Origin of the sequence: uncultured Cytophaga sp. (assembly GCF_937863595.1) — a bacterium.
Lineage (GTDB): Bacteria > Bacteroidota > Bacteroidia > Cytophagales > Cytophagaceae > Cytophaga.
The window spans coordinates 1-17942 of sequence record NZ_CALMGQ010000176.1; the positions used below are offsets into that span (position 1 = coordinate 1).

A 17942-nucleotide genomic window follows, 5' to 3' on the forward strand; every position below is an offset into this window, starting at 1 on the left:
GATTCAGTTCAATATTTAAATGATTTAAATAAGTCAATCCTGCTTGACAAGTTTTTATCCGAATCATATTTTGAAAGATCAGATTTTTGACGATTCATTGATTCGGAAAAATCTTTAGATGATATTTCTATATATATAAATCTTAATCCAATAAGTTTAGATGGCTATTTTTGTCGTGGATTAATTTACGAAGATTTAAAACTTTATGATTTAGCTATTTTAGACTTTAAAAAAACATATAGTCTAGGTGGTTATGATTTTGCTTATTATGATGACTTGGCAAGAATTACATATAAACAACAAAAGTATTTAGAATCAATTAATTATTACACGAAATCAATTAAAATTCATCCTTCAGGCTTGAGTTATAAAGGACGGGGGATTTGTTATTACAAATTAGATGATTTTAATAAGGCAATACCTGACTTAGAAAAAGCTGTAGGAGTAATCGATAATGATGATACGTATTTCTTTTTAATTAATAGTTCAATGAAAATTAAAAATACTGTCAAAGCATGTGGATATTTCAATGATGCAATTAAGAACCAAAGTTTTCTATTAACAGAAGAGTACTATAAAGCAATACTGATTTTAGATGGGAAATGCAAGTAATACCTGTTGCCAACAATTAGTTTGCATTTATTGTAGGCTTCTTTGTTAATATTGAGATTGGCGCATTAAAATCCGCGCAAATTGATTAAATTTAAAAGGTTGCGCGGGTTCGGCGTTTAGGAAAGCGCAGCGCTCTTAAAGCCTACAACAAAAGCCACTATCAACGTTAGGGGTAATTAAAGTAAATGAAACAACTTACAACATATTTTTACGAATTTTTGATTGTAGTACTTTTAGGGTCCTGTATTTTGCCTAGTACTGATAAAATTAAAAATTTAGATAATCCTGACAATTCGATAACAAAAGAATTTGGGATTGACATAGATGGGAAAATCATTTATCAATTTTATCAGAAATATGGCTTTTCGGATTTTGAAGAGCAATTGATTTTGATTGTTAAAACAAATACGGTTGACTTTCTTACGACTAAACTTCCGTTCGATTCTCTTGAAATCAAAAAACTAAATAGAATAGATTTGAATAAATTTATTATTGACAAGCCTATAAATTTTGATTCTGAAAAGACTATTCAATCTGATATTAGATTAACGTCTAAAGAATATGATGCCAGAAAAAATGACTTGGTTTTATATAATAATGGTAATTATAAGTTGATCCATAACGATTCGATTGAAACAATTTATGTATACGATTGGCTAAATGGATTGATGTATATCGAATCTAAAAAAACATTATTAACTGCCCCTAACAATTAGCGGTATTTATTGTAGGCTTCTTTGATAATTTTGAGATTGGTGCCTTAAACTCTGCATAATTTGATTAAATTTAAAAGCTGCACAAATCCTGATATTCGCCACAGCGAAATGAATGTAGGAAAGTCCAATTCTTGCAAGGTTTGTATTCACGATAACCAACACCGTTACCTCCAAGCTGAAAAGCAAACCATATGTCAATAGAAAACATACCTGAAATGTACATTAAGAACAATCAAGAAAATCCTGATTTGTTTGTATATGATTTTAAAATGACCAATGATGTTGTTAAAAGCAAGGTCAATTTAGGTATGAATATGTTTAGCTTTTTACAAGTTGGGAAAAAGCAAGTACACTTTGCCGGAACAGCAGTTGCAGTAAACAAAGATCAATCGTTGCTGTTAAAAAAAGGGAATTGGCTGTGGACAGAGTTATTAGATACAGAAGCTATTTATTACTGTAAGCTCTTTTTCTTTTCAGAAAATAAAATAAAAGAGTTTCTAGAAAAACACACCAAAAACCTAAAAACCGTTCAAGAAGAAACGCCCTATTTTATCATCGGCAATGATGCATACATAACTTCTTACCTAAATTCATTATCTACCATTAGTGAAGCACCACCAGTTTTTTTGCAGAATTTACTTTCAGTAAAATTTGAAGAATTGATGCTCTATCTTCTACAGAAATATGGGAAAAAATTTGAACTGTATCTGCATTCTTTAATCGTTATTGAAACGTCACCTTTCAAAGAAATTGTAGAAAGTAAAATTCATTCGAATCTAAAATTGGAAGAAATTGCGTTTTTATGCAATATGAGTTTGTCTACGTTTAAACGTTATTTCATAAAAGAATATAACGAGTCGCCCGGTAAATGGCTACAAGATAAACGACTTCAAAAAGCAAAAGAACTGTTAAAACAAGGGGATTTAAAACCGTCAGACATCTATTTAGATTTTGGATATAATAACCTTTCAAACTTTAGTGCTGCCTATAAAAACAAATTCGGATTTAGTCCAAATCAGACTTCAAATGAATAGTGCTTTTGAAATTTGACCTTTTTTCATAAGCTATTGAACTGTTTTAGTAACTCCACAGGATAACTCTGGTGGTACCTTTGTATCAAATTTATTTTCATACTAAAACAAGAAATTATGAATATTACATTAGCACAAGCAGAAAAAGCAATTGCAGCAGCAAAGCAAAAATCTATAACAATTGATACAAAAATGAACATTGCAATTGTAGATGCAGGCGCAAATTTAGTAGCATTTGCACGTATGGACGGAGCTTGGTTGGGTTCTTTAGACATCTCAATTAAAAAAGCAAAAACAGCTCGTTATTTTGATATGAATACGGGCATTATTGGAGAGTTGTCTCAACCTGGTCAACCCTTATACAACATTGAACATTCGAATAATGGATTGATTACGTTTCCGGGTGGTGTGCCAATTAAAAACGCAGCAGGCGAAATTATTGGAGCTATTGGAGTAAGCGGAAGTTCGGTTGAAAACGACCACACGGTTGCAGCGGCCGGAGCAGTAGCAATCTAATATCCTGCCTTATTTAAAATTAGTCCAACCAATGAGGAAGGTTGGCCGAAAAGGCACAACCTTGGCGACTTAATATAGGACTAAAATAGATTTGGATTTGGTATCATACCATGCAGATTCATTTAAAGAGGGTGATTTTTTTTAATCACCCTCTTTAAATTTTATTTTTTTGATTGCGTTTTAGTTTTTTTTCGTGGTTGAATCTTTTCGACCAGATTTTAGGTGGTTGTCCGAAAAGTCATAACCACGGCGGGCTGTGGCGTACATGGATAGTTGATTTTAATACGTAAGTTCAAAATTACGCGCTAACTTTTTCAGTACCCCTTAATTTCTACTACAAAATAGTCGAATTTCAAATAAGGGTATATCATAAGCTAAGCACCAAACTACCCGTTGTTGTGCTTTTTCTAGCCAACAACCGAGCAAGGTCAAAATATATTTTAAACTATTATGACCTTAGATTTGGTATGCCTCCTAATTAGTCAACGATTACTTTTGCTCTGTACGTATATCCATCTTCGGTAAGCGATTCAAGAAATAATAATCCTTTGAAAGAAGTTTTAATATCATTGGAATGGAATTCTTCAACTTCGCCTAATAGGTTAATCACTCGTGTTGAACGAATAGCTTTGGAGAATTCAATTTTAAACGAACCGTTAGAAGGGTTTGGGTAAACAATAATATGTTGGCTTTGATACAGTTGTTTCGGTAGAGAAGTAGTTACATCTCCTGAAAATTTTTGCACAACGTTATTAATCATATCTATGATAAATAAACTGCCATCTTTTGAATCTAAGGAACATATTTTTATAGTTATGTAAAAGTATTAAAATAATCAATCGATACACGGGTGGATTATCGGGTTCTTTCAATTCTGCTAGTTTCTCATCGTGTTTTCTGGCACAAACACGGTGAAGGGCACGTTTGCGGAGTATTTATATGGGTACGTTTGCCAACAATGGTGAAATTATTGTAAATTTCAACCTTAGCTAGACGACTTAAAAAATGAAAATAAAAAGCAACTCGTATTTTAAAGACGAAAAGACAGATTTGAATTATTTTGAAAATTGGGTTAAACAATTAGAAGCTATTAACGGCAGGCAATACGAGCGTTTTGAAATTGAAACTTCGCTAGGTAAAACCCATGTTTGGGGATTGAATACTAAAGAAGAAGACTTGGAAACCTTAGTGATTTTTCCAGGCGCTAGAACAACCGCTTTAATTTGGGACTTTGACAAAGGACTTGATAACTTAAACCAGAAGTTTCGCATTTTTATGGTAGAGACCAATGGACTTCCAAATTTAAGTACGGGCGATACACCAGATATCAAATCGTTGGATTATGGATTTTGGGCAGATGAAGTTTTAGTTCAATTAAAAATTGAAAAAGCATTTGTCGCTGGTGCATCCTTTGGTGGTCTAATTGGTATGAAACTTGGTATTGTGAAACCCGAAAAAGTTAAGGCTGTGTTTTTGTTAAATCCCGGTTGCTTACAAGCTTTTTCGTTGACGCTTAAAAATCTATATTTTAATCTTCTTCCTATACTAAAACCAACTGAAAAGAATGTGTTGAAATTTCTTGATAAAGCTGTTTTTTCTAAGCCCACCCATCAGCTCTCGGCAGTGGCAGAAAAGATGTTAGTTGACTACGAAGTTTTTGCCATTAGTCGCTATAAAGACAACACCCAAAAGCCTTATTATATGGATACGCAATTGGATCAAGTAACGGTTGATACCTACCTGCTTGAAGGGGATAAAGACGTATTGTTTCCATTTCAAAAATCTATTGATAATGCCCAAAAACACCTTAAGACATTAAAAGCAACAAAAGTATTTAGTAATGTAGGACACGGTATTGAAACCTACGACAAAGCGATGAATTACATTGGGGAAATAATAAAAAACTACCCAAACTAAAACCAGAGTAGCGTAAGCTAATAAACATAAAAAACCAAGCCACACAATGCATACATTTATGGTAGACATCCTTTTACAAGGAATAGATACTGACACTCGATTGAACTTATTACCTAGAGAACAAGATCTGTTAAAAGAATGGGAAGACAATGGAACCCTTCTGGCTTCTTACCTAAAAGGCGATACCTATGGCATTTACTTGGTTTTAATGGCTGCTGACAAAACAGATGTAGACAATAAACTTGCAACACTGCCATACTATCCCTATATGAAAATTGAAATCAATACATTAAAGTAGTACGTCACTAAACGTAATTTGGATCAATAATTACGGTACCTAAGGGGCTTTTAAACGTAGTAGAGTCTCTCTTTCTTACCGTATGCTGTGGCACACAAAACACGGTAAGAAAGAATTGAATTAAGTGGGTATTTAAAATGACTCTATAGAAGTCTAAATCCAAACTAGAGTACACAAAAAAAATATTACCCGATGAAACAATACTATCGTTCTTCATTCCACACCCACTACGATTATGAATCCATACCTTGAAATGCTTGATGCTGCTTCTGGTATTCGGCTTGAACCCATAGAATTTATATATACCGAACAAGAAATTGATTGGGATAATAATTGGCTGCGCACCTTGGTTACGGTGAAAGCGAACGATTTTTCTGAAACTTATGAAGCGAACTTTTTGACTTTAGATTTTGAACGGTTCAAACAAGAGTTACTGCTTTTAAATACCGATAGCTGTGCCTGCGCAGTTTTCTGCGGACTAGAAGATCAACTGGAAATCGCAATTACCAGAGCAACGCCCGATTCATTTTTTGTGCGTATTCGTTCCAGCGATCAAGTAACGAATGACGCAATGCCAGTGAGCTATGAACTTACACTACAACAAGCAACGTTAGATGTATTGATTTCTCAACTCCAGATGATCACAAAAGCATTTCCTATTAGAGGTGATTTTACTATCAAAAATAGTTAAGAGAATTGTTTATACAGCACACCAATACAAAGACGGACTGAAGAGCGTATGAGGGTTATGGTTGGTGTGTAACAAACTAGGGTGCACTGACCCCTACCGGAGTCAGTGCTTAGATTGGAAGAGTTGTAGTTAATCAAAGATTAAATTCTTCCACCTTGGTTTGCACGTTCACCTCTCAGCACAGCCAGAGCGAATCAACATGGAACTGAAATGTAATTTGGTATACTTTTCTTCACGGTGTGATAGGAATCAATTCAATCTTTTTTTAGTATATTCACCTCTTGTATAGTTCATATGTTTTGGTATTAATTATCTTGACGCATTGTGTTTGCCTGCAATACTATTCAACAATAAAAAGAGTTGAAGCAATGAAATGAATGCGATGCTTTGTTTAAAATTTTATCTGTCCCTATTTTGAAATCATATACTACCTATACTAAACTAGATCGCCCGTTTTTCAGCTTATCCGAAATTATAAGTTTTCCCATTTTTCCAATCGCTGCCATTGCATTGGTATCATTCGGTATCTTGTTTTTTGTTGGGCTTACGGTCATGTTGCTAGCCAATGTGGCTATTTCCGTCGTGTTGACGTTTATTTTCCATGGACTGAAAAACGCATCGCCCAACGGATCACGAAATGTTCATTCGGGTATTCCAGGTTTGATTGTTATACTTTCCTTATTACCTACTTTTTTAGTGATTCTTGGCATTATATTAATCACCAATGTTGGCGTCTATATTGGTGTTACGTTTTTGCATACAGGCGTTTTTTACGATTTGTATTTTTATATCTGGTTGTTTGTACTGTTGGGTGTACCTATTTTATATTTTGTAGGTATTGAATTGAACTATCGTTTTCAATTATATAAGCAGGCCTATTATTTTACACCCTTACCGTTAGATATTATACACGATTACGAATTGCTAACAACAAATGTGGCATTGGCTTTTCTGCAAACTGAAAAGAAGTTGATGGCAACACTTACTGTGGGTATTCGCAAAGATGTAGAACATATTGGCAAGCTGATTGGCTTGTCTGTATCGGAGCGGAATAACTATCTGTATGAACCTATGTATGGTGCAAGGGTATATATTCCTAAAGAAACGAATCGGTTGAGAATTTCTTGGTATTCGGTTATGGAAGATACGTATTATGAAGACGAAATTGATTTTCCATTTAATTCACTTGTCTATGTAGAGGAAAAATATCCCTCGGACGTCTCTAAATTTTTGCGTGGTAAAAAAACAGATCGTGTAACACTTGCGTTGTTGAAGGGTGGAAGGATTGAACTTTTCAACAAGCAGCAAATTTTGTTGGAGCCCGTGCTTCTGAAATCAGTTGTGGTTTCAGAAGAAAAGAAAAAACATCAGATTGAGTCGTTGGCTTATTTGTATCCGAAAAAAAATCTGCCTAAGCAAATTGAGGTCATTAACAAATCACATACAATTGAAAAACGAGCGGAGCTTTCAAATTTTCAATGCAACTGGCAAATCACAGGTACAGGTCTTGTGGGGCATAATATAGAAATAAAGGATGTTCGAAATAATTATAGGACAAGTGATCCGATTCCATTCACTATTTTTGAACGGCGACCATTACCGATATTTTTTGAAATTGATTACCGTAAAAATACATGGCTTCATATTTTTATTGATGCAGAGAAATTGTTTGGTCTGATACAAGCAGCATCCGATAAAGAAGTAATGCTGAGCTTTGACTTTGCACTTGATGTGGAGACAGGGGCTGCAAAACTGACAATTAAAAATAATGACATTGTTTTGCCTTTTACTGCCTGGGAGAAAAAAATAATTGAACACCGGTGGAAAGAAGCCAAAGAAGAAATTATACAAGATAATGCGTTTATAATTAAAAATAATTTCTTAAAAGAAATTTATGAATTGCTTGTTGCTAAAGAGTATGTGGGAGCACAACAGGTATGTAAAAAAGCACTGGAAGCATATCCCTATTTTCCGATGATTTATTTTTACGAAGCACGCTTACTTTGGTATACGGATGGCTGTGAAGCTTGCTATGCAAAGAAACCGTATTTTCTAGAGAAAACAAAAACGGATCCACATGCATTGGCTCATATCTATAATCATTACGGTTGTTTGTATGATGAAGAAAAGCGTTATGCCGAATCGCTTGCGTGTTTTCAAAGTGCCCATGCCAGTTATCCGAAAGAAGTAATATATGTAGCTAATATTGCAGAAGTATATTATAAAATGAAGAATGCTAAAAAGGCATTGCACTATGCAAACAAATGTATCGAGAAAGAATTTACATCGGAGATGGTGGAAGAAATTATTGCAAATAAAGGAGTGATGGTTTAATAATGGTTTATACGAGTTCTTTTCAAGAACAAATTAATACATATCTATTGTGGCAAAAATAACATTAAAAAAAACACAGCAGCTTGTATTGGAAAACTCCAAGCAGGCGCTAATCAAAACCATTTCGGAAAGCATGATGAAGCAACCGGCCGTAGATGATGAAATAGCCTGGCTGTTGTTGGAGTTTACGCTGGAATATCCGTTTCCGCCAACGATTGGTTTTGCGCAGAAAGAAGAACTCGAACGCATAACCAACCCCGACGAACATCCGCTTGTTTGTTATAACAATGCCGATCTTGAATATTTTAGCGAGAACCAAAATATTAATCTTGAATTCGATCCGTATCAAGAATTGTTTGATACAGCGGATCAACTGTTAGAAGAAATTGAATACGAAGACAGGCAGCCATTTATATTTCAGTTGTATGTTGATGTGTGTAAAGCCTTGATGCTAGAATCTGTCAAGTGGACACATCTCAATCTTGCTGCTGATTTTCATGTGACCGCGCAGGATTATGAGATGTTCGATGGGATAGACTATCTTAAAAAGTTGTTGCCAAAGAAAACCTTCAATAAAATTCAGAAAAAACTTGATGCATACGATAAGAAAAATAACGATGTGTATGTAAATGATGAAACCATCATTAAAGTTAATGCAGTTATAGCGCAGGAAGCCAATCGATATGAGGAGCTACTTGCAACACTAGCAATGGATACATTTGTTGATATCTATACGGTTGATGAAATTTATTTTATTCAACCGTATTATGTTGAAATGCATATGCACAAGCGGGCTGATGATATTGATTGGGAGCTTAGTAAGAATAGACCTGAAAATCAATTGTTTTATTATCACTATAAACTACGTAATAATGTTCCACAGTTGGTAGATTATTACCATGAAGGTAAGCTTATATGGAGGCGTATTTTTCAAGAAAAGGGAGGTGTGTTTACTGCTTATAAGTTTTTATTAAAGAGCGGAATACCTAAATTTGATTCGTATGCAGTATTGAAACCAATTTCTGATGATACGGATATATATGAAAAATATTCAGAAGGTCATTATAATGAAACAACGTATCATAAAAATGAGAAACAACAAATTATACATGCAAGGTATCTTCGAAGTATGTTTTTTGTTGGTCATAAATCGGACGCAACGTTTGAATATGATTTTGAATATAAGAATGACGAGTTGTTTCAAATTATAGGTCTGAATGAGAATGGTAAAAGGACTGTTTATTATTGTAAAGATGAGTCGTTTATGGATGAAACCATAAATGATTTTATTGAACATATTTGGGCGTTTATGCATTCGAAATTGAACGGTCGATCCCTAGAGAATCTGGATGCGGTAGTGTTGGAATATGATCAGACCTTAGCGCTTTATTTTAATATCCATTTGGTGTTAAATAAGCAGATGGTAACTATTTCTACCTATGAACAATATGAAGATGATTCGGCAATGATGAATCTTACGGTGTATATGATGAAGAGTACCAAGTCTGCTCTTTTTGAATATATGACTAGAGAAAAGGCTGCAGGCTATATGAATGAAACGCATACACGCCTTTGTTCAACGTTGTCGCAACGCATTACAGATACGTTTCAGGTGTCGGTTCCGGTGGTAACCAAATATATACATGATGCATTGGATTTGTAGCTGAGGCTAGCGGCTATACCCCTTAAGATTTGATTCATTTAGAACCGGCAATTCATAATTCATTTCGCCACAGCAATTCATAACTAATCATTCATAACTCATAATTTAAAAAAATGGTCTTAGGTGTTTATTGGTATTATGGTTTTCCGACAGATTTGTATACGTTCGAATTCTTAAGCTATCGGAAAGGGCTCGGTGGGCATGCAGATGCTCCAGCAGAATTATTGGTGAATGTTGAATCGGATAACGTAGATTCGATTGTTGAATCGCTGAGAGCGCTTGTGGCGAAATATGACGCTGCATTTGTTTTTATATATAAGTTGGGTAACAGCCTACAAATTGGCACCGGTAGTTACAACATGCATGATTATGAATTTGAGGTTGCACGTAAAATTGAAGCCATCTTAAAAGATGCACAAGCGATAAAAGTAGAACAGCATTATCTGAATGATGCTGAATTGATTCGCTTATTTCATGAAAAAGACAATGCTGCTTGGACACTCAAAAAACACTTTGATCGGGTTTCTTCTTCCATGAAGAAATACAATGCAGAGACTGCCTGTCTTCGTTTTGATTGCAATATTGCGGCAAGTGATAAGGAAGGCTTTTTAAATGGATTGCTAGCTGTTACAGAAGCTGCCAATATTCATGCGGTATTTTATAAAGAAAAAAAATGTGGTGATCGATATAATTTGATGGTCTTTTTTACAAATGGTCGTCAGGGTGTAGGCTTGAAGCCAAAGCAAAAGGTACATCTTGAATTTCTTGAAAAGGGCATGGATACATTGATTGAGAAGCATGCTGTTGTAATTGGATTTATAGCAGGCTTTGATGAAAATTATCCAAAAGGAGATTATATTGTATTGAAAATAGTGGATTCGGAATTTGTTTTAGACTAATCATTGGTCTGTTAAGTAAAGTGAAATAGTAGCGGCGTATGCAGTTTATTGAATTAATAAAAAACAATAATTGGTTGAATGTATCGGAAACGTTTTTAGCGAGCTATCCAGACGAAGCAGATGTGATGGATGAATATGAAAATATCTTCCAACAACTTCAAGAGATGGATGCGGAAGTATGTTCCATTCAAATTAAACTCGAGTGGTTTCATCATGAAGAATCTAATACTCCAGCATATGTAGAAGTTTCAGGAATAGATACCCTTGCAACAGAGCAACAGATAGAATGCCTTGCATTAGAATATCTTGCTTGGCGCAAGTGGCTGGGAATGTCGATTGAAGAAAAAACACGTGCTGATTTTACAGCAATAGAAATCATCACACATTGTTTGTATGAAATGACTTTTGTCGGTTATGATGAAACGGAAATTCAAGCAGCGTTTTTGGAATTCAATGCATCGATTGACGCGCTAGATGCCTTAACCGATGAAGAAAAGCTGCATAATACAAGATCCCTTGATGATTTGAAGCAAGGGCTGTATGAAGAAGAATCGTAATAGATTTTTTAAAGCGTTATTGGCGCTCCCCATTCTAGCCTAAATACTTTTCCACTCGTTGTTGTGCCTTTTCGGCCAACAACCAACTGCTGTGTGATGTTAATTCAATGATTCTTTATTGACGCATTATAACGGATAGGCTAGCGGGTTGTTGGCCAGAAAAGGCGCAACAGTGAGTTTAGCTGTGCATCAGACTACTTTTTATACTCCTTCATTCGTTCATAAAAATACTTTACATCATAGGAATTTGCTTCGCGCGCTACTACTAAATAATCTTTAGAAATACGGAAGGCTTTAGAAAAGTCTTCCTCCATCAATCGTTTGCACACACCTAGGTATACTTGTTTTATTATTTCATCCCAATACTCAAAAGTCTCTTTGTTGTATTTAAAAAAGTCATACGCTCTGTAATATTGTAGATATAGATATTGCATCTTTTCCTCATATAAATTTACTGGCAATGTATTCTCATCGGAATAATAACGCAGGTCTGGTGTGTTGTATAATTCATGAAGTTGAAGTGTTTCAAACGGGCCTGGTAGGTCTGGCACAACACCAATAGCCAATTCAGGCGGAAAGGCTTCAGGCATCGCATATTTCAACATCAAACAATAAACTTCTTCATCAATTCGAACATGTTGTTGAATTTGTTCGCAAATACGTGTGACTAGAAAATCTTCTATTTTTTTGAACGTTTCTTCTAGTGTTTGATTTGCGTATGGTCGTTTAAATAAAATTTCAGGCAACTCTCTAGGAACATCTCTGTCTTTTCCAAATTCTTTTATAAGATCAATGTTGCCTTCCGTATCGTAATCGAACGTTACATCGCAGGTGTAAGAAAATTGCGTATCCTTCTGCTGATAACCAATAACGCGGCCATTAGCCGTGTGATATTCTTTCAATTTGATTTGGGCGTATTTACAAGATAGATAAAAATCGGGTAATCCATTTTTGAAAAAGGTATAACAAATGTTCCCATGATGATGTGGAAACGTATGATGAACATAGCGTTCCATACTTTTATGGTAATTCTCTTCATACCAAAAAATGGTTTCAAAACAATTGTTGTTTTCATCGTATAGGCTGCGATGTACTATTTGATTTGTTTCTGAATCAATGGTAAACGTGTAGCATTTTTCATACGGAGTATTAACCTCTTTTACATCGGTTACAAACAATAATGCGCGTTCTTCTGAGGTGATGTATTCATTTCTAAGAAGGTTCTCAAACGGTTCGATCTCAAATAGTGGATGCCTTGCCATGCGTGTGACAAGCGATTTCTTTTGAAAAATAATCTCTTTCAAATTATTAAAAACAACTTGGAAATTGCTGTGTTCTTCCAATGTTTTTTCAACGATGGCTGCTAGGTTATTATTCATCACGATCTGTTGCATTCAGGTTCATAAACTAAAAGTAGAAGAATAAACGGTTAATTAAAATAGATGTTGTATATTTTAGTTGTCGTTTATTCGCAATTAAATATATAATTTTAACAATCATGGAACAATCAAATGAAGCAGAAGGTGCAACACAAGCGTATCTTGGAGATTTAGGTAAAACAAAAGAAATAGACGCACTGGTACAGATTCCACAATCGGATCGGGATGAAAAATGGAATGAAACATTTTTAGCGCTTGTTACTCAGGCAAGCTTCCGTTGTGGTGATCCTCAAGTAATCAACGGTCCCGATGGCTTTCCTTATTTTCAATTGTTTTTGCCTGAACCCAATAAAAGTTTTCAGTGCTTTGTGATAGAAAATATGAAGAATGATTTTTTATTGGAGGTAGGTTTTGGTGTGGTTATTAATCCGAGTTCAGATAGTGCCGATTGGGTATTTTCAAATGGAGATATTTTGAACCTTCAGCTGAATAAAACATTTTATAGTACAGAGCCAACATCGTTTTCTAAAACAAAATCCGTTGAAATACTTACAGAAAGTGAACAGGTGATGGTTGCACAGCCGAATGAAAAACTCTTGCCTGCTTCAACCCGAAAACTGTTGCGTGACTATTTGATTCGTATCGGTTTGGCTGAACCGAAAGTGTTGTTGCTGATGCGTACCTTGAAGGATGGCTCTGGTGTTTCACAAAATATTGTATTCAACATTACGCCAGAACAATTTGAAAACGAAAATAGCTACCAATCTGTTTTACGCGTAATCTCTTGGTATTTGCCCCGTCATTATTCGGTTGTCGGTATGTCTGAAAAAACCTTAGGGAATGATTTTGTGGCTTTGTAGAAAAGTATACATTTCTTTCGGCGTTTGTTGTGTGTTCCCGCTAGTTGAACTCTTGTATAATGAACAAAATTATCGCGGGGCACCACTGATAGAAATTCCAAATTTCAAAAAATAAATCCCAAACAACAGTTTCCTTTCTTCTCGGTTTTTGGTGTTCCCGCCTCTACTGCACGATGTATAATGAACGAAACAATCGGCGGGGCAGCAACAACTACTGGTTGATGGTCTGTGTGTAACAGTCCATGGTGAAAAAACTGAATTTTAAGCGGGTCGTTTTGGTTGATTTTTTCACCATTTTATACTAACTTTAACAGTATATTTTATACCTCATAAAAATATTTAAAATGAGTTACATACTAGAAATAGAAAGATCTGAAGAGATTCGTTGTGCACATTGTTTATCATGGAATAATAAAAAAGATACAATTTGCTCTACCTGTACCACCACACTATATGATCCTATTAATTTTGGTGCTGCACGTGCCTTGTGTTATTGGGAACATACAAGTTCCGGCCAACTTAAAACAATCTTTTCTACTACCAGTAAAGATAAAATAAATCATTGGAATACGATTTTTCAAGCTCAGTTGGAGTTTTTTCAAAAAGAATTTCCGTATTATAGTTTTTTATCTAAATATGCTGTGTTGGATATTCAAGATGAAGTCTATAAATATTTCTTGTCGTTTTTACCCATGCGACCAGAGGTCTTTCAAGAATTTAAGGACTATGAATTTCCTAAAACAAATAAGAATGAAATTGAATTGTTGAATTTTACATTCCGTACGCATCCTTCCCCCATTTTTAAAGTCTTGGCTGGTTTAGCCTTGATTCAAACGGGTAGAGCCGATGTTAAAATTGTTCAGTATTTGAATGAATGGGATGCACATTATAAAATACTTCGAAAAGAAAAGTTGTTAAGCTTTGCGCATTGGAGTGTACAGAAACTGAATTTGTATAGCTATTATTCAACCTATGTAAATGAAGTGATGCCGCTTATAACGAAAGAGGACAGTTCGGCTTCATGGGCAAAAATTTATTTATACAAAGCCGATTACGATGTAGATGAATTGAAGTATGCATTAGAGGATATGATCACTTCTGAAAAAACGCACATTGCAATATCTGCCTGTTTTGCCTTGCGTAAATACGATGGTATTAAAGATCTGTTGTTGGATGATTTGGATGAAAGTACCATTGACCTTGCGTTTGTTTACAGCGACGAGCGTCACATTCCAAGTCTGTTGACATTTTTAAAACATGCGCCACGTAAATACCACGAAACAATTATTAGACGTTGCGTTCAATTAAAACCGAAAGGTGAAAAATTGAAAGGACAAGTGGTTGATTGGTTGTTGAATCAAGACAATACTCCGCTATTGGAAGTGTTGTTTGGCTGGACGGAGATTCCTCGTTTTGATGAAGTCCTTGCTAAATTAGTATTGAAGAAAGAAGGGATTCAAGCGCTCTTAAATTTCTTTCCTTCATGGATGCGCGACAATCAAATTTCTGTATTTGAAAATAAAAGTATACAATTGATATTTGATAGAGAAAAGACAAGCCTTGACTCTACAACAATTGAATTGCTTCACAAACTTCAAATTAAAATCAATGAGATTGATTTTGAAATGTTGAGTGAAAATGTGCGCAAGAAAAAAGATCCAGAAGCCGTGAAGACTTTATTTTTACGTGTATTCTCGGAAGGGGAACAATTGACGGAACGTCAGGTTTCTGACGGATTTACGAGTTTGATTCGTGTAGCTGAAAATACCAAAGCCAATGAAAAGCCCTATTTCGATTTTACAACTAAATGGGGTATGGGTCTAAAACTTTCACCTGCGGAATTTCATACCATTATTGATGCATATTTATCAAATGAAGATTTTATACGACCGGTGTCAAATTGGTTGTATGCCGTGTATGAAATGTTGATGACAAATAAAACGGAAACCCTATTTACTACAGCTGTTTTTAAATCGCACGTAGATTTTATGTTGAAGGAGATTTCGGATAAACGAATCGATGCAGGTACAAGCGGGAAATTTTTGAAGCTTCTATTCAATTGGAAAGAGTCGTTCAAATTGAGTAAAGTGCAACAAAAACAATTGGAAACACTCGCTTCCGAAAGTACTGATTTCGAACTGAAGTATTGGGTAGAGCAGGTGTTTGTTTGAAATTAGTGGTCAGTAAACAGTGGTTAGTGGTCAGAAAATAATAAGAATAAATTCAGCCTGTTCTTTATTGGCTAGACGAAAGAAGTACTAAGTGTATAGCACAAAGTACATAGTACTAAGACAAAAAGTATCTCTGCTAAATATTTCCTGATGTTTGTGTCTTCGCGGTGATGGAGACACACGCGCAATCCTGAAGGGATTGTTTATAATATAATCCCTTCGGGATTGCGCGTAGATATATAGGTTGGGTTTCTTTTCTATAAATATGTGACCCCTACCGGGGTCAGTGCTAACAAGGCAAGTCTGCAATAAGGCCTACAAACAGCAACTACTCTGTCTCTAGCGGCGGCCTGTTTCTGATTTCTTCTTTTCGTTTCTCCCAATACGCTCGTATTTCTTCTGAAGACATTGTTGTGAGTTGTTTCCATTTTACATCCGGATTGTAATAATAATTCTCGCTTACTTCTTCCATAAAGAATTTTGTTTCATGTAGAAAATGTTTTAGTTCATTGAACGAGGAAGATTCAAATTCTTCTGAAAGCTCGATAAATGTATTGTCCGCACATAATTCATGCAGAATTAAACTTTTCGTGCATTCCAGTATGGCCTGTTTTTCATCGGATTCATATAAGGCAATGTGCATCAGCGATACATATGGGGAACTATAGAAACCTTCAGATTCGATTTCTACTTCTTTCATAATCTGCTTTAATTCAGCTAGGGTTGGTTTTGTAATGTTTCCATCATAATTATAACAAAACTCCAAGAACGCTGCATAATGCATGTAAATAGAACGATTCCTTTTTACAAGCTCTATGTGCTTGTTGTAAATTGCTTGTGCTTGTTCTATCGCTTTGTCAGCTAGTGGGTACTCGATATTTTTGATGTGTATGTCTGCAATTTGTTTCCAAATCTTGATTATACAATATATTTCCGATGTGTAGTCATCGACACCTTTTATAATGCGCTCGTAGATTGAAATTGTTTTTACAAGAAAATCGATGCGATTTGTTTGTAACCCAATTTTATTAAAGAACTCAGCACTCTCATGAAGGTCTATGCGCGTTGTCTCTATTGGATTATATGCTAAGGATTTTTCTGCCCATCGCAACCCAAGCGATTCGGGAAAAACGTTCTCTAGTTTATTCCATTTAAAATATTCTCTTAGCTGTTGGTACGCGAGTGCAATAGGATAGGAGATTGCTGCACCCAATTGTTTTTCTAAAACTTCAATTTTTTCCTGTATGCTATTTTGAGCATCAATTTGTGTCTCCGTTATTTTTACATCTTCATACGAAATATAAAGCAATTCAAATAGCGATGACCACGATGCTTTTTCTGGAGAAAAATCAATGGCACTTTTTATTTCAGCTAAAGCAAGTTCCCAATAATAAAAAGCATTGTTTGGATCGACTTCCATCATCCACCGATAGGCAAGTGACACCAATCGATGAATTTCTAGGGTTTCTTCCGGATTAGAAATAATATAATTATTGAACGCTTTAATGGTCTCTTCTAAAATGGCAAATGCAGTTTGAGGATGTTCTTTACACGCATGTTCTAATAAAATGTGTTGCGCAAAAGCTCGGTGCTCCCATTTCTTTTCACCCAATAAAAGCTCCATTTTTTCTACCATGGGAAGTAGGAGTTCAATACCTTCATCTGTAAGTTTTCCGCATGCATGGTCGTAGTTCATGTCCCAGAATAAACTGTCATATCCATTTAGTGCAAGATCTTCTTTTTCAATAGCAGATGTGAATTTTGTTTTTGTATGTTCAAAAAGCTGATCCATTCGGTCTAAATCATAGTTGTCCGCATTCTTTTTTATTTCTTCATGAAAAAGAGTGATTGGGTACGGTTCGTTTAGTACATCATTTGTAACCGAAGTATGATGTAGATATTTCATGTAGTTTTCTTCTTTAACCCTTTGTTCGTAAGGCTCAGATATGTAATAATAGTTGAAGTAACTATGATCCTCCGAATCTACTTTTTGTGCGCGGGTATTTTCTATGCGTGCTTGCAGTGTTTCGAACTCGCAATACTCAAAATAGGATTCTGAATCGTGGGGTAATTCTGTATTCTGAATGAGTATGAATGGAAAATACTCGAATGGAATTTCAAATAATACGGCATCAGCTTGTATACTTGCAGGTAGTGTTGCAAGGTATGTTGTAGCGTCTTCTTCAATCTGACAGATACTTACAATCCATGTGTCTGTCGGTTGTTTGATTTTTGTAATGTACATCTATTTTAAAATAGTATGATGAGTTTTTTTATATGTATTCGAATGTGATTTAT

16 protein-coding genes are annotated in these 17942 nt (G+C 35.1%); 13 read left to right on the top strand and 3 right to left on the bottom strand.

All coding sequences use genetic code 11. The features are described 5' to 3' along the window. Positions 1-276 precede the first annotated feature (276 nt). The 4 genes from Q0543_RS15165 (at position 277) to Q0543_RS15180 (ending at position 2875) form a co-directional block, all read left to right on the top strand. Positions 277-612 carry a tetratricopeptide repeat protein gene (locus Q0543_RS15165; RefSeq protein WP_299254974.1) on the top strand — a complete coding sequence of 112 codons (336 nt, stop codon included), beginning with the start codon at positions 277-279 and terminating at the stop codon, positions 610-612. 185 nt (positions 613-797) lie between these two features. After that, entirely contained in the window at positions 798-1328 is a 531-nt protein-coding gene (locus tag Q0543_RS15170; protein ID WP_299254978.1) for a hypothetical protein, read from the top strand. 191 nt (positions 1329-1519) lie between these two features. Beyond that, positions 1520-2362 carry an AraC family transcriptional regulator gene (locus Q0543_RS15175; protein WP_299254981.1) on the top strand — a complete coding sequence of 281 codons (843 nt, stop codon included), beginning with the start codon at positions 1520-1522 and terminating at the stop codon, positions 2360-2362. 114 nt (positions 2363-2476) lie between these two features. Further along, positions 2477-2875 (top strand): heme-binding protein, encoded by a 399-nt coding sequence (locus tag Q0543_RS15180; RefSeq protein WP_299254984.1) that lies wholly within the window; start codon positions 2477-2479, stop codon positions 2873-2875. A gap of 478 nt (positions 2876-3353) precedes the next feature. Here Q0543_RS15180 and Q0543_RS15185 read toward each other — a convergent pair whose 3' ends face one another. Next, positions 3354-3635 carry a hypothetical protein gene (locus Q0543_RS15185; RefSeq protein ID WP_299254987.1) on the bottom strand — a complete coding sequence of 94 codons (282 nt, stop codon included), beginning with the start codon at positions 3633-3635 and terminating at the stop codon, positions 3354-3356. A gap of 245 nt (positions 3636-3880) precedes the next feature. Here Q0543_RS15185 and Q0543_RS15190 point away from each other — a divergent pair, with 245 nt between their 5' ends. The 7 genes from Q0543_RS15190 to Q0543_RS15220 all read left to right on the top strand — a co-directional run bounded on the left by Q0543_RS15190 (position 3881) and on the right by Q0543_RS15220 (position 11234). Beyond that, a complete protein-coding gene (locus Q0543_RS15190) occupies positions 3881-4792 on the top strand; it encodes an alpha/beta fold hydrolase (protein WP_299254990.1) in 912 nt (303 codons plus the stop codon). 58 nt (positions 4793-4850) lie between these two features. Further along, complete coding sequence (locus tag Q0543_RS15195) at positions 4851-5090, top strand: muconolactone Delta-isomerase family protein (protein ID WP_299254993.1); 240 nt, start codon at positions 4851-4853, stop codon at positions 5088-5090. 235 nt (positions 5091-5325) lie between these two features. Then, positions 5326-5781 carry a hypothetical protein gene (locus Q0543_RS15200; protein WP_299254996.1) on the top strand — a complete coding sequence of 152 codons (456 nt, stop codon included), beginning with the start codon at positions 5326-5328 and terminating at the stop codon, positions 5779-5781. Positions 5782-6195: 414 nt separating this feature from the next. Then, positions 6196-8115, top strand: coding sequence for a tetratricopeptide repeat protein (locus tag Q0543_RS15205; protein WP_299254999.1), 1920 nt, complete (start codon positions 6196-6198; stop codon positions 8113-8115). A gap of 49 nt (positions 8116-8164) precedes the next feature. Then, positions 8165-9778 (top strand): hypothetical protein, encoded by a 1614-nt coding sequence (locus tag Q0543_RS15210; RefSeq protein ID WP_299255002.1) that lies wholly within the window; start codon positions 8165-8167, stop codon positions 9776-9778. Positions 9779-9891: 113 nt separating this feature from the next. Further along, a complete protein-coding gene (locus Q0543_RS15215; protein WP_299255005.1) occupies positions 9892-10677 on the top strand; it encodes a hypothetical protein in 786 nt (261 codons plus the stop codon). 38 nt (positions 10678-10715) lie between these two features. Next, positions 10716-11234, top strand: a complete 519-nt coding sequence (locus Q0543_RS15220) for a DUF6557 family protein (protein ID WP_299255008.1) — start codon at positions 10716-10718, stop codon at positions 11232-11234. Between the two features lie 194 nt (positions 11235-11428). Here the strand turns inward: Q0543_RS15220 and Q0543_RS15225 are convergent, their stop codons facing one another. Then, positions 11429-12613 (bottom strand): hypothetical protein, encoded by a 1185-nt coding sequence (locus tag Q0543_RS15225; RefSeq protein ID WP_299255011.1) that lies wholly within the window; start codon positions 12611-12613, stop codon positions 11429-11431. Between the two features lie 119 nt (positions 12614-12732). Here Q0543_RS15225 and Q0543_RS15230 point away from each other — a divergent pair, with 119 nt between their 5' ends. Both Q0543_RS15230 and Q0543_RS15235 read left to right on the top strand, forming a co-directional pair. Continuing rightward, complete coding sequence (locus Q0543_RS15230) at positions 12733-13473, top strand: hypothetical protein (protein ID WP_299255014.1); 741 nt, start codon at positions 12733-12735, stop codon at positions 13471-13473. A gap of 344 nt (positions 13474-13817) precedes the next feature. Next, positions 13818-15644: a hypothetical protein gene (locus Q0543_RS15235; protein WP_299255017.1), complete on the top strand. Its 1827-nt coding sequence runs from the start codon at positions 13818-13820 to the stop codon at positions 15642-15644. 328 nt (positions 15645-15972) lie between these two features. Here Q0543_RS15235 and Q0543_RS15240 read toward each other — a convergent pair whose 3' ends face one another. Next, positions 15973-17889, bottom strand: coding sequence for a hypothetical protein (locus tag Q0543_RS15240; protein ID WP_299255020.1), 1917 nt, complete (start codon positions 17887-17889; stop codon positions 15973-15975). Positions 17890-17942: the final 53 nt, after the last annotated feature.

Bases quoted from the DNA above. Each gene is read 5' to 3' on its own strand.
- Q0543_RS15240 (WP_299255020.1), bottom strand. From the start codon at position 17,889: ATGTACATTACAAAAATCAAACAACCGACAGACACATGGATTGTAAGT.
- Q0543_RS15190 (WP_299254990.1), top strand. From the start codon at position 3,881: ATGAAAATAAAAAGCAACTCGTATTTTAAAGACGAAAAGACAGATTTG.
- Q0543_RS15195 (WP_299254993.1), top strand. From the start codon at position 4,851: ATGGTAGACATCCTTTTACAAGGAATAGATACTGACACTCGATTGAAC.
- Q0543_RS15180 (WP_299254984.1), top strand. From the start codon at position 2,477: ATGAATATTACATTAGCACAAGCAGAAAAAGCAATTGCAGCAGCAAAG.
- Q0543_RS15185 (WP_299254987.1), bottom strand. From the start codon at position 3,635: ATGATTAATAACGTTGTGCAAAAATTTTCAGGAGATGTAACTACTTCT.
- Q0543_RS15235 (WP_299255017.1), top strand. From the start codon at position 13,818: ATGAGTTACATACTAGAAATAGAAAGATCTGAAGAGATTCGTTGTGCA.
- Q0543_RS15225 (WP_299255011.1), bottom strand. From the start codon at position 12,613: ATGAATAATAACCTAGCAGCCATCGTTGAAAAAACATTGGAAGAACAC.
- Q0543_RS15200 (WP_299254996.1), top strand. From the start codon at position 5,326: ATGAATCCATACCTTGAAATGCTTGATGCTGCTTCTGGTATTCGGCTT.
- Q0543_RS15230 (WP_299255014.1), top strand. From the start codon at position 12,733: ATGGAACAATCAAATGAAGCAGAAGGTGCAACACAAGCGTATCTTGGA.
- Q0543_RS15170 (WP_299254978.1), top strand. From the start codon at position 798: ATGAAACAACTTACAACATATTTTTACGAATTTTTGATTGTAGTACTT.
- Q0543_RS15175 (WP_299254981.1), top strand. From the start codon at position 1,520: ATGTCAATAGAAAACATACCTGAAATGTACATTAAGAACAATCAAGAA.
- Q0543_RS15215 (WP_299255005.1), top strand. From the start codon at position 9,892: ATGGTCTTAGGTGTTTATTGGTATTATGGTTTTCCGACAGATTTGTAT.
- Q0543_RS15220 (WP_299255008.1), top strand. From the start codon at position 10,716: ATGCAGTTTATTGAATTAATAAAAAACAATAATTGGTTGAATGTATCG.